This is a genomic window from Qipengyuania sp. SM2512 (assembly GCF_054954005.1).
Genome location: NZ_CM143134.1, coordinates 2,452,134 through 2,464,809, shown reverse-complemented (window position 1 = coordinate 2,464,809; position 12,676 = coordinate 2,452,134). Strand labels below are relative to the sequence as shown.

Below are 12,676 nucleotides of genomic sequence, written 5' to 3'. Positions count from 1 at the left end.
CAATCATGATGCACAATCTGCGAAGGAAGCTACGCCAATCGCAAAAAGGCACCGCGGTGATCGAATTCGCCCTGATCCTTCCGATGTTCATGTTTGCAATTGTCGGCGGGATGGAGCTCGCCTGGACAGCAATGCAGCAGCAGAAGGTCCAGCGCATCGCCGCAACCAGCGCTGACAACACTGCCCGTGTCCGCGGTGCCATCGATGAAACTGACATCCATGAGATCATGGCTGCCGCGCGGATCAATGGGAAGGATCTCGACTTTGAAAATCGCGGCCGGCTAATAATCTCATCCATCCAGCGAAACCCTAATAACAACGGAGACTGGATCCGGTGGCAACGATGCATCGGCGGAAAGGAAGTCCAGTCACAATACGGAAAAGAAGGTAAAGGTCAGCGCGACTCAAGCCTGCAAGGTGTTGGCAAAACGCCCAAAATGCGTCCACCGCCAGGAGTTGCTCTTATTGTGGCTGAAGTCATCTACGATCATGAGGAATTGATTACAGATGCGTATTTTGATGAGCAGACCTTCCGATACCAAACGGCCTTCATAGTCCGTGATCGAACTGATCTTGAACTAGGGAATAATTCGTCTATTCCTAACGGGGACAAGCTTACCTGCTAATAGATGGCAGAAGGGAAAAAAGAATGCCTGAACTTTCGGCACGCCTTATCGCCCGAGGCGGACGCCCTAGAATCCAACGGGAATGCGCAAACGATCCTGGATTTGGATTGGCCAAGCGCGATCTAATCCGAAAGATCATGACGGACATGAGCGAAGCCGCCGAATATGATCCACGTTACGATTACCGCGAAGAAACTCAAGATAGCCTTGAGCCCTGGCAGAAACGCCACAAGTTTGTCGCAAAGTAAAATGAGACGGCGATTTCTTCTGAACCTGTTACCTTATAATCTAGCTTCAGCGTATCTACAGCCGTGGATAGAAGTGGATGGCTTCTTCAAAGAAGTTCGTTATAACAATGGTTATTTGGGGTGGCGAAACTCACCCTACAACGCGTGCTAGCAGCGACGGAAGATTGCGATCTGAAAGAACAGCGGTCCCGTAAGGAGTGGAGTGGGGTGCGCGACCATCCTCGTTCGTAGACGAGCTTTTCCGTTAGAGCACTCGATCGGCCTAAACCCGTGCGAACTAACAGTTGCGAAGCTTGTGGTCCACTATCACCAGAAAGAGGGTTATATCCGCCGGAGAACAACCGTAACTAAACTAGTTTTCGAAGGCTAATTTAGAAAGACTTAACTAATTCATTCCACACCGTAAACTATGCGCGAGGACCAGCATCAGTGGAGTTTTAATAGTTTTTCCCGTAGCGGAACGCGGGAAAGCCGCTCAAAATATCAATGCGTTCCATCCGGCACTTTCGGTTCGCAGAAATGGTCGCCGATTGCCTTAATAGGGCTCGTCGTGCTTTTTGTTTTCCTTGACGGGATCATCATCAGTATTTTCAAGCCGGGGACAGATTGGGCACCGCTCTGGGTCGGCGGGCAATTGTCCTGGACCAGTCCGCAGTTAGCCTACGAAATTGACCTCGTTTCAGCTCTCCAAGCGCCGTTGGTCGGCGCGACATCGGATCGGCCGTTCGTCTATCCGCCCAGCGCCCTCTTGCTCTTTGCGCCCTTATCGACACTTTCGTTCTCCGCCGCATTTTTGTTCTTCAGTGTGCTGTCGGTTGCACTGTTCGCCCGCGCGGCGCGACCTTTCAGGCCTCAACCGCTCTTGCTGCTGTCCGCACCGTCAGTGGTGCTTGCGGTCTTGGCTGGCCAGCCGACGATTCTGGTAGTGGCGCTGATCCTGTTCGGGTTGGCGCAACTCGATCGAACGGAGGGATGGGCAGGTGTGCTCTTCGCGATGGCAGCGATGATCAAGCCACCGCTTTTGCTTCTTGCCCCGATCGCATTGGCTGGAGGAGGTTACTGGCGGGCCCTTACCACAGCAGGCACAACAGCCACCGCCATTGGCGGTGTGTCGCTAGCGGTGTTCGGTCCTGATGCGTGGCTTGCGTGGCTTTCGGCTCTGCCTGCGTTCAAGGCGCTTGTGACCGAATTCGAGCCTCTGCTGCGGAATGCTGTGACCCCCTATGCGATGTTCGTTCGTATGGACCTCCCTCCCTATTTCGTCACAGCATGCGCGGCGCTTGTCGTCATTCCGATCCTATGGCTGAGTTTTGCCAGAACCCGCGACATGGGACTCCGGCTGGTGACGCTGGTAGGGGGCGCGCTACTGCTGAGTCCCTACGCTATGAACTATGAACTCGCCGCGCTCGCACCCGTGGTGGCCTCCTTGCGGTTCGAGCGACTCAGGGACATGATCATGCCCGCGATCTGGGCAGCGAGTATGTTCGTCACCGTCAGCCTGATCGGCTTGCTTGCGGTCTATGCTTGGGCCGTCGTCCGGCTCGTTTCGCGCTTGCGCCACGCGGCGGTGCCGCCAGAAGCCCACACAATATGCTGTCGCACCTGATGGGTAACTGTTAGTCGCTCTGGACCCGCGCGGGACTGGCAACTCGAGAAGGGACCGTGCCGAAATGCTATCGAGCGCCAGAGACCGTTTGACCCTTCTCGCAGCCAAGGTATTCGCGCTAGGCTTCGGCTTTGTCATTGCCGTGGCGCTGTTCACCAATGTCACTAGCCTGCGGCGGATGGATTTCATGAGCTTTTGGGCTGCGGGCAAGCTCACGCTCGGGGGCGATGCGCTGGCCGCGTTCGACCTCACAATTCACGATCAGGTTCAAGCGTCCTTGGTTGAATTCGAAGGCTTAATGCCGTTCGCCTACCCGCCGCCGTTTCTGTTTTTCGTGACGCCCCTTGCGCTGCTGCCCTATGCCATGGCGGCGATCATTTGGGTGGCGCTCACCTATTCGCTCTACATCATCGCGGTGCGGCAGTTTGCGCCTTATGCCAAATGGACCGGGGCCGCCTTCCCCCCGGTTCTTGTCAACGGCATCATCGCACAGAATGGACTGCTGACAGGTGCCATGTTCATCTCTGGCATGGCGCTGTTGAAGCGCCAACCGGTCCGAGCCGGGCTGGTGCTGGGTTGTCTAGTCATCAAGCCTCATCTGGCGGTGCTTTTGCCCCTGGCACTGGTTGCTGGCAGCCATTGGCGCGCCTTCATGGGCGCGGCGGCATCCTCGGTGGGACTGACGCTGATCGCGCTGCTGGCCTTCGGGATCGGAGCCTATCAGGCGTTCCTCGAGCAGATGCCGCTATTTTCCTCGATCGCGGTCGAGGGCCTAGTGGGGTGGCATAAGATGGCGAGCGTTTACGCCTCGCTTCGTCTGGCGGGTGCGGGTTCCATGGCAGCGTGGAGCGTGCACATTCTCATCGCTTGTGCTGCGGCGCTTGGCGTTGGGCTGGTGTGGCGTATCAAGGCCGAAATGGACGCCAAAGCCGCCATGCTGGCGGCCGGTTCGGTTCTCATCTCCCCCTACATCTATCTCTACGATACCGTGCTGTTGCTCTTGCCGTTCGTATGGCTAGCCCGCAGCGGCGAAGACCCGCGCGTTCTTGCCTCACTATGGTGCATACCTTTCGTAGTCGCTTTGCAAAACTGGGGCTTCAATGAAGTTTTCAATCCCGCGCCGCTGCTACCGATAGCGATGATCGCGCTTATTTGGCGGCGGGTGCGAGCAGATCGACCAGACCTAAATCCAGTAGCTTACCGCCCGCGACCTGATCAGCTATCCGACTAGCCTCGCTGCCGCGGCTGCTGGAAAGCCCAGAACTTGGCCAGCATGAACGTCGCCGGCGGAACCGTCATCACTACGATCAGGGCATAGGCGTAGGTCGGCATGCCGCAGCGCTGCGTCAGGGCAAGGATCGCGGTCGACAGTGCCAAACTGACCAGCGTGACACCCAGATAACGGACCGCCCCGCTCCACGATCCCCTCCCGCTGGCGAAGGTGATCCTGGCATTGCCGAGATAGGAAACCGAAAATGCAGCCGCTGCACCGTAAGCATTGGCAAGAAACCCGTCCAAAGCGGCCTGTTCAATCAGCAGCCAAGCCAATGCAACGTGGAGCAGCGTCGCGCAGCTTCCCACCACCCCGAATGAGGCGAGCTGACGCAGCAAGGTCAACCTATGCTCGCCGGTTGCGGGCCACCGCGAAGAGCGACAGGCCGATAGGAAAGGGGACCCGGTCCAGAAATTTGCCCTCCAGCGAGAAGATCGCGGTCAGGACTGCGTTCAAGGATTCGGCCGGTGCGGAATGATCGGCGTTGCCGCCCAACAAGCGCGCGAGCAGCCGCTGGGCCAGCGCCAGCGGAAAGAGCAGTGTGTTGAAATAGCCTATCCCGGCGACCTCGAACCCGGCTTCATGAAGCCGCTCGACCAACAGCGCCCGCGTGTAGCGCCGCTTGTGCTGGTGGAGCACATCATGGTCCGACCACAACCATGGCACGGCTGGGACAGTCAGCAACACCGCACCACCAGGCGCGAGCCGGTCTCCAAGCGAGCGCAACGACGCGACATCATCGTCGATGTGTTCGAGCACATCAAGCATAGCGATCAGGTCGAAGCGATCATTCTCAAAACCGATCGCGTCAGGGAGCCTGCCGTAGGCCACCGACCGGCCCAAAAGCATTGCGGCGTACGCGCGCGCGTCATCGTCGAACTCGAAGGCTTGCACGTCCCCCAGCTGGCCGAGCATTGCCAGATTGCCTCCATAGCCGCATCCAGCTTCAAGCACCCGGGCGTCGGTGGGCAGAGGGACGAACCGCTTGATCAACTGCGCGACGAACCGGCGGCGACCGACAAACCACCAGTGGCCGTCCTGCGAATCGCGAAGCGTCTGATAGGCCGCCAGTTCCATCTCAGAAACCGATTGTTTCGGCCACGATGTAGAGCGGTCGGCCCCGCACCTGCATCGAGATCCGGCCGACATATTCTCCCATCAAGCCAAGGCTGAAAAGGTTCAGCCCGCCAAGGAACAGCACGGCGACCATGATCGAGGCATAGCCCGGCGTATCGACTCCCGAGATGATCGTATAGGCAAGGAGGAAGGCGGCGTATCCCAAAGCGAGGATCGAGGTGATCGCACCGATCATCGTCCACACGCGTAGCGGCAATGTCGTCGAAGAGGTTATCCCGTCGAGCGCTAGCGCCACAAGCCGCGACAAACGCCACTTCGTGTAACCCGTCCGGCGCATGGGTCGCGCATATTCGACAGTCTCGGTGCGAAATCCGATCCACGAAAACAGCCCCTTGTTGAAGCGGCACCGCTCGGTCATCTCGTTGAGCACGGCTACGGCTGAGCGATCGAGCAGGCGGAAATCGCCGACATCAACCGCGATGGGATGATCGGCGATCGCGTTGATGGTCTTGTAAAACAATCGCGATGTCGCGCGCTTAAAGAAAGTGTCCTGACGGCGGTCGATCCGCTTGGCGTTGACAATCTGCGCGCCGTTCCGCCACAGGTCCACCATTGGCCGGATCAGTTCCGGCGGGTCTTGCAGGTCGACATCCATCGGTATCACCGCATCGCCCGTGGCCGCCTTCAGCCCCGCGCTGAGCGCCGCTTCCTTCCCGAAGTTGCGCGACAGGGAGACAAGCTTTATCCTGTGGTCCAACATGCACATCGCCCTGACCACTGCGGCGGTGGCGTCGCGGCTGCCATCGTCCACGAACACGATTTCGAAGTGCGGAGGGGGGCCGCCGTCCGACCAGCTCTCGGCGATCACGGTCGCGATCGCGGCTGCAAAATGGCCGACGCATTCTTCTTCGTTGTAAACCGGCACGACGAAAGAGATCAGCGGTTGATCCGGAAGCAAGGCGGGAGTCTGGAATGTCAGACCCTCAATCATGCCCTTCACCCTTCGCAATAACAGCTGACGATCCGGACGCCTTCGCCGCACGGCGATCACTCTCATCAGACTGGTTCGCCGGCACCACACATTCCCTGGTTTCGGGTAGCTAAGCCCTAAGGGGCCGGGGTTAAGAAACCTCTAAATGCTTCAACTTAGCACTGCTGCCCGATTTTCAGCTCCGCGACGACAAGAAGCGTAGAAAGGCGTCCTGGAGCAGATCTTCGGCGTCGACGCCGGCGATTTTTCCGCGCTAATTGGCATAGCGGCGGAGACGCGAGCCCGGCGTCATATCGATGGCCGTCAGCGCGGTCCGAACCTGCGCCCGTGAGAGCCGGCCGTTTGTAGCCTTAGTAGTGTTATGCGGGCCAGACGTCGCATTCGGCCATGAGGGCTTGGATTTTTCGGATTAGAGCTCGCCATGATGATAACCTCGGTGGGCGGGCGAGACCACGACAACGGTAGCGATGTGCTGAGGGATCATTCTTGTGACCTCGAACGCCGATCGGACACGCAGAGAAGCGCATTCCTAGGGGTTGGAGCGACACCAAATTACGGCCACCGGCTTGGATACTAATCCAGCACGCTGTGTTCGCGACTGATGCCATCATAGGACTGAAGGAGTTAAAGAAATCCTACGCCCAGCTCGCATATCTGGGTTCCGCCAACGCGATTGCCCTTTGCGTTGGCGCCGGCCCGGAAGATGTCTGAATCTCTCCGGCCCGGTGCATAGGTAGTTAGACGTTCAAGCCGCGATATCGAGCTTTTCGCGATATCGGCCTTCAAGCTTCGCAGAATAGTCGCGCAGCAATGACGCCGCGCGATGGTCACGGCGTTGTCGGAGGAATCCACCGATCAACGCAATCACTGCGGGTTCCTGTCGGAGCCCCGACACGCCTTGGCTAACCCGCCACGCCACCTTGGCGATAGCAAGCAGCAGAACGTCGAGCTCGACATGGTCAGCGAGATTCTGCCAAGCCTTCGGTTGGCACGGCCGCAGGACTGATCGTTTGTCGCGAACCAGCTCAAGCGGCACGCCAATCCGCAAGAGCACCTGGCTCAGATGGCTCCAAGTCCTCCCGCCAGCCTTCAGTTGCAGCCCCAAATCGACGTGCGGCCTTGGGCCTTTGCGCCCTGGTTGATCGAGCAGCTGGTTGGGAAGCCGGATGCCGTATTCCATGGCGGCCAGCAGCAACACGGGGATGTCCGTGCCTAGCCCGCCATAGGTCAGCACCGCGCCGGAAGGACGCGCCCGCAGATAATCGAACAGCTGTTTGATCACCGCTTTCTCGCTGCCCCACTCGAATTCATTCCAAGACACCACTGCGCCGGTCGATACCCGCCCTTCCCCATCGATCGAGAATTCGAACGCGCTGGCAGCCATCACTCGCTTCACGGCTGTCGCATGCTTTTTCGATGTAGGATCGAAGGACAGGTGGGCCTGATGGAGTGCCTCATCCCAACTGAATTCGCAGTCGATTGCAATATAAGTCTTTGTCATTTCATTATTTTCCTTTCAGCCAAAATTGGCATCCTCCTTTCCTTCAAAATGGAATTGGCCGTGCACGGTCGAGCGCGTGCCAAGCCTGGAACGCGGCAAGGGTAGCGCGATGCTGCGGATCGTTGCTGAGAACACCGCTGAGCCAGGCAAGCCAGATTGCCTGCGCTTTTTGCGGCGCCCTTGCTGCCTGGACGGCTTCATCTGCATCAGGCAGAGCCAGCTCGATGCCGTAGCTTCTCCCAATCAGGGTCAGCGCCCGTTCGTTTGCGGAAATGTAATGGGCCCGCCGATGGCGATGGTGGTCGCGGATGGGAAACACGCGCCGCTCCGCGTCCGTGAGGCGGCCATCATCGTCCAGAGACGCCAGCATGCGAAATGCGGCTCCCAGATTTGCGAGGCAGTCGGTTCGGCCATCGACCAGCGAATGCATATCGGCGGTGGGACCGAGCAGGTCGTCAGGGTGATAGGAGAAGTGATGGCGCTCGAAAGTGACATCCGCTCCCGACCCGAGAGCAACCCGGAACGCGCCGATGGCCCGGATAGGCTGGTCACCGTCAAGGCAACGCGAGCGATGGATGACCGCAAACGACACGACGGTCTGCGGATGGGTGTAGTGGTTCATATTCAATATCCTGAAAACGAAGCGGGCGGCCACCTCCCGGTGCCGCCCGCTTTCTGTTGCTCTGAGTGATTGGGTTGCTTGGCGGGATCAGCTCGCGTTGGCGGATCGAAGATGGCCAACAGCCTGGGCCAGTTCCGCCTGCCCCCTCGCGATTGCCTGATCGATCGCGGCGCTGGGTGAGCAACTGGTTTCCCAAAGGGCGCCGACTTCAGTCAGGGTGAAAAGCCTTCGCCGATCACCACAGACCAGCACCATGGCTCTATCGGTGCGCGGCCTTGCGACATCGACAGGCACGAACTCCACGCCAAGGACATGCCTGTGGATCACTGCGAGGCTCCGAGGCCTATCGGTGTCGCACCCTCGCCATAAGCTCACGATCGTATGCGGACGCAGCGCGATCGATTGCACGGCCAGCGCCAGAAGCCGGCGATCGGTAGGGTTGTCGACGTGCTCGAATTTCACGGACCCGTTGCAGGTCATGCCGTTTGGCATGCCCAGAGCTGCGGCAAGCGCACGTGAGAGTGCTTCGCGCGGACAGAGGTCCGCGACGGTCTTGGTATTTGTCATGTTAGGTATCCTGTTTTGCGGTGACGGCGTATTCGCCGGAGCCTTTTCCATCTCTCGAAAAGCCCGCTTTTACCGCCAATCTGGAAGTCCGGGCGACGCTGGTAGCGCCGCCTGTCACTGGTCTGCGATCAGCGCCGGTAGCGCGTGGTCCAGGTCACCCGCTCAACGTAAGGCGGGTCACGGAACGGCCGGAATGCGCTTGCATACCAGGCTTCCTCAGCCTCGCGTTCCTCGTCAGCCACTTCGACCCACCAGACCTCTGCTTTTGGATTCCACCGCCAGCCTCGCTCCTTCACGACATTCTTGAAGGAGCGCGGCAGCCTGCGCGCCTCGAAACGCCACGTTGGCTTAGCCGCCCGCGCCATGCATTCAGCAAGGACCGAACCACCGGTGGGAGTTTCCTGATCCAGCAGATTCACGAGGCTCACGACGTCCGACATCGCGCGGTGCTTGACCGGGTTGAACAGTCCGCACTGCATGAGCAAATGATCGAGCTTCTGACCGTCCCATCCCCAGTCGGCCCAAGCAGCATTCGCCACGCTGCAAACCCAGGGCTTGTCTTCGAGGTCCGGCAACAACCGTTCCGTAAAGGGCCGGTCGAAGGCTGCGTGGTGCGCGACGATGGCATCTACCGCATTGAGCCGCCTCGCTATGTGCGCAGTATTGATGGACTGGTTTTCCAGCATGGCATCGGTCAGGCCTGTGAGCTGGACAATCTTTTGCGGGAGCGGAAACCCCGGCGCCTGGCGTGCCTCGCCGGCTGAAGTCACCGTCACGATACGGCCCAATGCGTCGACCTCGCAGAACGCCACGGCGATTTCGATCACAGAATCCTTGGTTGGATCGAGCCCACTGGTTTCTGTATCGAGCACGGCGATGGTCCGGATGGGTTCAACTGGATCGTCCAGTTTCGGCCACTGGTCGAAGGGCCGGACTCGCCACAGCGAGATGCACTGGTCATCCTCGCCGCTCATCAGTCTGCCGACGGCGGAGCTGCCGATATTGTCGCAAATCGTACTCATTTTTTCACCTCACGGTGACGTCGGTAGACGGAACCATTTTCCATCCCTTTCCAACGTCACCGCAAGGCATCTGCCGGGGTGCTACTTCTCCACTCCACGCCGGGAGCGTGGCTTTTCCCGATATGGGTCCATGCGTAGTCGTTCTTAGAGCCCCATCCCCTGTTGCCGAGCCTGAAGCTGGCGAAGCCGCTGGCGATGGAGCGCAGCGTCCTGCTCCATCAACTTCTGATCCTGCAGGCGAAGCTCGATGGGCCAGCGCTGTTGTTGCGCATGGGCCATGCCTGCGCACCTCTCTCGCTCTACTGGACCTTCCTCGCGCGCCCGCCTCCATTGACGATAGAGCTTTTCGGTCTTGCGCTTCTGCTCGTCCCGCATCCGCGCTAGCATCAGTTGCAGCAGGCCGGTTCCGCGCCAATGCTCGACAAGCCTGCGGTGCTCACCATCCGGCACGCGGGCGATGATTTTGTCATCGTCGCCGATATCCTGCTCGTGCGCATATCGAGCGAGCAGTGGCGCCAAAACTCTCTGGTCCTCACGCTGCCGCTCAAGGCGCGCGGCCAGGGCGGCCTGCACGATCGGATGGAGAATTGCCCCCTCGTGCATGCCGTGTTTTGCGATCACCGGGCTGAGCGGAACATAGAATCCCCGATGTGCTTCCTCTACCGCAAAGCGCTCGCCATCCAGCAGATCAACCACGTGCTGTGGTCCCGGAACTGTCGGTGCCTCGCGCATGAGGGATGTCGGCTTGGTCTTGTCCGGCGAGGAAGTTTCGTCACGTGCGGGCATTTCCGCTGTCATTGCGCGCGTTGGTTCAACGGAGCCAGGCCGCACTGCATTGGCATTTGCCCCGGGTCCAGCAATTGCGCTGGCCGCACCTCCCGATTGCGCGATTTTCGGCCCCTCGTGGGCTGCGTCGGCCTCTTTGCCAATGCCATCATCCAAGCCGGATACCTCGGTTGTGGTGCGCACCGACGAGGCGATGCCCGTCTGCCTGACCGCCTGCGCCACGCTCGTCCGTTGGTTGTCCGGTGCGGCTGCTGGAGCTGGCGTATCATCCGCAATGTTCGCGGAGGGAGCTGTTTCAAGCCGATGCGGCAGCAGCTCTGACGAGGCTGGTTGGGCGGGCTTTGCAATCAACCGCCCGGAAACTGCTGTGCGAATCCTCTGGAGCAGCTCAAGCTCCGCCTTATAAGCTCGAAGTAGGTGGCCCGGGATGGTGTGTAGGGCTCTCGCTTCACGCGTAATGGACGCCAGGCCGATCATGGCTTCTCGATCGATTTTCCCTGGCTTGGCCCGACTGGAAAGAACGCCACGGGCGCTGGCAGTGTCAGCCAGCGATGAGATAGCCGGAGCTGCGACCCGTTGGGCTGGAGCCTGCCGCCCGATACTCTTTACGGATGCGATGTTCCTGGCCAGCGGGGTGTCCCCTGCTTTGCGCAGAGGGGTGGGCTTCTCCTCACGCCGGATCGCGGCCGCCTGATTCCGGATTTTGCCGAGGTGTTCCAATGCCTCGCCGCGCAGTCCAGCAGTAACCTCGATGGACGAGCGTAACGACCGAGCGGATCGCAGGATTTCATTCAATTTTTGTGGTGTCCTGCGTTGGACAGTCTGGGCCGGAACGCTGTTGCGCAGTTTGTCGGCGCGTTTGGCGGTTCGCGGAAGTGCGTCACGCGCTGCTGCCAACATACGACGTGGTTGAGCAACCCGGCCACGCTGGCGCCCTCTCGTCAGGGCTGACATGTAATTCAGCGCGGATAGATCGAGCTTTTGCATGACTTTCGCCGAATACACTTCACGAAGCTTCGTCGCGCCAGTTCGGACTGGCCGAAGCCACTCATCAGCATTTGAAATAGCTCGGCGCATTCCCATCGTGTTTTGCAGGAGCGCAAACCCTTCGGTCGTCTCTCGCGTATGCGCGACGGCGTTTTTCAGGGCCTGCACTCCAGCGCTGCTACGAGCGTGCACGGTCACCTCTTTTGCGAGCGCAACGAGCCGCTCGTGTATCGCGACCTTTTTCGAGAAATACTGCGCCTCGACCGTGTGTTCGTTCGATTCGATACGGGCGTTGTTGCGTTCGACGACTCCGATCGGTTCGCCCTTGTCATGCAGCGCCATCCGCTCTGGTCCGACATGCTCGGTTGACACCGCGTTGAGGCCGCGGCGCTGATAGGACTGATGTGTGTATCGCTCCTCGAACCCGGAACGGCGGCATTCCAGATTGATGATGGCGGCAATTTCAGCCCGCATTCGAAGCAGCCCCTCAGGCGTAAAAGGCTCGGTTAGCTTCTCCTCCGTAAAGGCCCATTCATGGTCTCCCATGCGCTCCGCAGGACGCATGGACGCTGCGAAATGCGGATGGAAATTGCGCTGGGAGCCTTTTGCGTCCGGGAGGTGATTGGCGGCCATCCAGCCGAGACCGACACGGCCAAAAACCTGGTCCCCGATCGCCTGTGTAACCCGTCGGCGCTGCTCGGCATCGAAGAAATACGGGAGCGCGACGGTCATCCGGAACTGAATCTTGGAATTGGCGCGATAGCCCTGCTCGATCGGTTCCAGCGCGTTCCAGAAAGCAGCGCATTCCTCGACTGATTTCCCGACGTTCGACATCGGCGCCGCCAGCTGGATGTCCGGATCCTCCAGCCCGTCCGCGCGGAAGATGTATTTGACGTGGTCGGCTGCCAGACCGGCCCGATATCCTTTCGATTTCTGGCCGAGGTAACGCATTCTAACGAACACGGCGCTACGTCCGCGACTGTCACGGATGGCGGCTTTGTATTTCCGTATGCCTAACCGCAGTTTGGTCGGATTGATCGTCCTTTGCCCTTTACGCTTCATTCGCTCAGGTGCTTTTTCGACCTTCACATGAAAGGTTCGGCCCCAGGCTTTGCCGTCTTGATGAAGCCCGAGTTCGCGGAGGATCTTACGCTTCTGCCGGCCGTATTCGCGTTCGCTCCGCGCCTCGTTAATCGAGCGCAGCTTCGCCGATCGTTCGCGCGCTTTTTCTGCAGTCCGCTCTTTGGACAGCAGGCGCCGCGCGGTGCGACCGTCCTTCATGATCGCATCGACGCAGCCCGCTGTTGCAGGCACTGATTTTCCGTCGTATTCTAATGTGACCACGCGAAGCGCCCTTGCCTGAAACAGGG

General features: G+C 59.5%; 11 protein-coding genes. 3 read left to right on the top strand and 8 right to left on the bottom strand.

Features of this window, described 5'->3' with window-relative positions; translation table 11 throughout:
• Positions 1-5: 5 nt before the first annotated feature.
• The 3 genes from ACQ5J0_RS12330 (at position 6) to ACQ5J0_RS12320 (ending at position 3,711) form a co-directional block, all read left to right on the top strand.
• Positions 6-626, top strand: a complete 621-nt coding sequence (locus tag ACQ5J0_RS12330; protein ID WP_462567800.1) for a TadE/TadG family type IV pilus assembly protein — start codon at positions 6-8, stop codon at positions 624-626.
• Between the two features lie 657 nt (positions 627-1,283).
• Positions 1,284-2,480 (top strand): glycosyltransferase family 87 protein, encoded by a 1,197-nt coding sequence (locus ACQ5J0_RS12325; RefSeq protein WP_462567799.1) that lies wholly within the window; start codon positions 1,284-1,286, stop codon positions 2,478-2,480.
• 88 nt (positions 2,481-2,568) lie between these two features.
• Positions 2,569-3,711 carry a glycosyltransferase family 87 protein gene (locus ACQ5J0_RS12320; protein WP_462567798.1) on the top strand — a complete coding sequence of 381 codons (1,143 nt, stop codon included), beginning with the start codon at positions 2,569-2,571 and terminating at the stop codon, positions 3,709-3,711.
• Here the strand turns inward: ACQ5J0_RS12320 and ACQ5J0_RS12315 are convergent.
• From ACQ5J0_RS12315 to ACQ5J0_RS12280, 8 genes are all read right to left on the bottom strand, one after another.
• Complete coding sequence (locus ACQ5J0_RS12315) at positions 3,708-4,091, bottom strand: GtrA family protein (protein ID WP_462567797.1); 384 nt, start codon at positions 4,089-4,091, stop codon at positions 3,708-3,710. The two genes, ACQ5J0_RS12320 and ACQ5J0_RS12315, sit on opposite strands and share 4 nt — an antisense overlap.
• Positions 4,092-4,098: 7 nt before the next feature.
• Positions 4,099-4,830 carry a class I SAM-dependent methyltransferase gene (locus ACQ5J0_RS12310; RefSeq protein ID WP_462567796.1) on the bottom strand — a complete coding sequence of 244 codons (732 nt, stop codon included), beginning with the start codon at positions 4,828-4,830 and terminating at the stop codon, positions 4,099-4,101.
• Position 4,831: 1 nt separating this feature from the next.
• Positions 4,832-5,821 (bottom strand): glycosyltransferase family 2 protein, encoded by a 990-nt coding sequence (locus ACQ5J0_RS12305; protein ID WP_462567795.1) that lies wholly within the window; start codon positions 5,819-5,821, stop codon positions 4,832-4,834.
• A gap of 745 nt (positions 5,822-6,566) precedes the next feature.
• A complete protein-coding gene (locus tag ACQ5J0_RS12300; protein WP_462567793.1) occupies positions 6,567-7,322 on the bottom strand; it encodes a hypothetical protein in 756 nt (251 codons plus the stop codon).
• Between the two features lie 43 nt (positions 7,323-7,365).
• Positions 7,366-7,944, bottom strand: a complete 579-nt coding sequence (locus ACQ5J0_RS12295; protein WP_462567792.1) for a hypothetical protein — start codon at positions 7,942-7,944, stop codon at positions 7,366-7,368.
• 87 nt (positions 7,945-8,031) lie between these two features.
• The gene (locus ACQ5J0_RS12290; RefSeq protein ID WP_462567791.1) at positions 8,032-8,511 is read right to left on the bottom strand and encodes a hypothetical protein; all 480 of its coding nucleotides are present in this window, start codon (positions 8,509-8,511) and stop codon (positions 8,032-8,034) included.
• 128 nt (positions 8,512-8,639) lie between these two features.
• Entirely contained in the window at positions 8,640-9,485 is an 846-nt protein-coding gene (locus ACQ5J0_RS12285; RefSeq protein WP_462567790.1) for a 3'-5' exonuclease, read from the bottom strand.
• Positions 9,486-9,677: 192 nt separating this feature from the next.
• Positions 9,678-12,650, bottom strand: coding sequence for a MobA/MobL family protein (locus ACQ5J0_RS12280; protein WP_462567789.1), 2,973 nt, complete (start codon positions 12,648-12,650; stop codon positions 9,678-9,680).
• Positions 12,651-12,676 lie beyond the last annotated feature (26 nt).

Bases quoted from the DNA above. Each gene is read 5' to 3' on its own strand.
- ACQ5J0_RS12330 (WP_462567800.1), top strand. From the start codon at position 6: ATGATGCACAATCTGCGAAGGAAGCTACGCCAATCGCAAAAAGGCACC.
- ACQ5J0_RS12325 (WP_462567799.1), top strand. From the start codon at position 1,284: ATGCGCGAGGACCAGCATCAGTGGAGTTTTAATAGTTTTTCCCGTAGC.
- ACQ5J0_RS12310 (WP_462567796.1), bottom strand. From the start codon at position 4,830: ATGGAACTGGCGGCCTATCAGACGCTTCGCGATTCGCAGGACGGCCAC.
- ACQ5J0_RS12305 (WP_462567795.1), bottom strand. From the start codon at position 5,821: ATGATTGAGGGTCTGACATTCCAGACTCCCGCCTTGCTTCCGGATCAA.
- ACQ5J0_RS12300 (WP_462567793.1), bottom strand. From the start codon at position 7,322: ATGACAAAGACTTATATTGCAATCGACTGCGAATTCAGTTGGGATGAG.
- ACQ5J0_RS12295 (WP_462567792.1), bottom strand. From the start codon at position 7,944: ATGAACCACTACACCCATCCGCAGACCGTCGTGTCGTTTGCGGTCATC.
- ACQ5J0_RS12290 (WP_462567791.1), bottom strand. From the start codon at position 8,511: ATGACAAATACCAAGACCGTCGCGGACCTCTGTCCGCGCGAAGCACTC.
- ACQ5J0_RS12285 (WP_462567790.1), bottom strand. From the start codon at position 9,485: ATGAGCGGCGAGGATGACCAGTGCATCTCGCTGTGGCGAGTCCGGCCC.